The sequence below is a fragment of the Bacillus sp. 05T31 genome (assembly GCF_056396725.1).
The window spans coordinates 1-915 of record NZ_JBFTMA010001103.1; the positions used below are offsets into that span (position 1 = coordinate 1).

A 915-nucleotide genomic window follows, 5' to 3' on the forward strand; every position below is an offset into this window, starting at 1 on the left:
AACTACTTAACATTGTTGCACCTTCTAGTTCATAAGTTTTTTCGAGTAAAGAACTACTTAACATTGTTGCACCTTCTAGTTCATAAGTTTTTTCGAGTAAAGTTCTTTTTATTTAACAACATAAAAAGTTCACTATATGCAAATTATACCTTATTTAATGAGTCTATTGCCATTTTAATACTTTTTATGTCTCGTATATGCTTTCCTAGTTTTTATAGTAAAGGATATGAATTGAGTTTTCATGAAGAGATAATGAAAGGAGTATTAAAAATTTCTCATATTTAAAGGGAAGGGGTGCCGGAAAAGACTGAAAATTCCGTACAGAGACTAACTAAGGACTCGGAACTGATTGTTTTTCCCAAAAACACACAGAGTGATACAAGGTCCTGCGCCTGAAATTTTCGTTTTCGTTAAATCATACCTGTTTGATACGCAAGTTCCTGTAGGTGATGAATAGAAAATTTATTTCGGAATTCGTCACCTGGCATGCGTAAATCCCCAACTGGTGGATAATTGTTTATAGACATAAATTAAAACACCCTTTCATGTAGTACTGCATGAAAGGGTGCCCTAATTTCGTTATTTTATTCATTTTCTTAAGTTGATGGCTATGGGGTCTCGCCACACATCCATCAACTTAAGATTTTAAAGTAGCCCTTAAACAAAAAAATTCTTTTTTTAATTGATTGATAGTAAACAATAAAGGGTGGCGAATCAACAACTAAGAGATTTCTTCTGGTAAGCTAATAAGGAGTTATTACGGTTTTGGTGGTAATCCTATTGTAGGTTGGGAATATAAATGGGACGCATCAAATCATCAAGAAGGGACTTTTGAATATCAAAAGACTTCAATAAATTATCCAAGAGATACGTGGCGCACTTCGTTATATATTAAATAATTAGTTTTATATATTC

The 915-nt window shown here is 32.6% G+C and carries 1 pseudogene; it reads left to right on the top strand.

Going from position 1 to position 915, the window contains the following annotated elements:
• Positions 1-767: 767 nt before the first annotated feature.
• Positions 768-899, top strand: a pseudogene (locus AC1DJR_RS31670) (DUF4879 domain-containing protein); the annotation flags it as partial.
• Between the last annotated feature and the right edge of the window lie 16 nt (positions 900-915).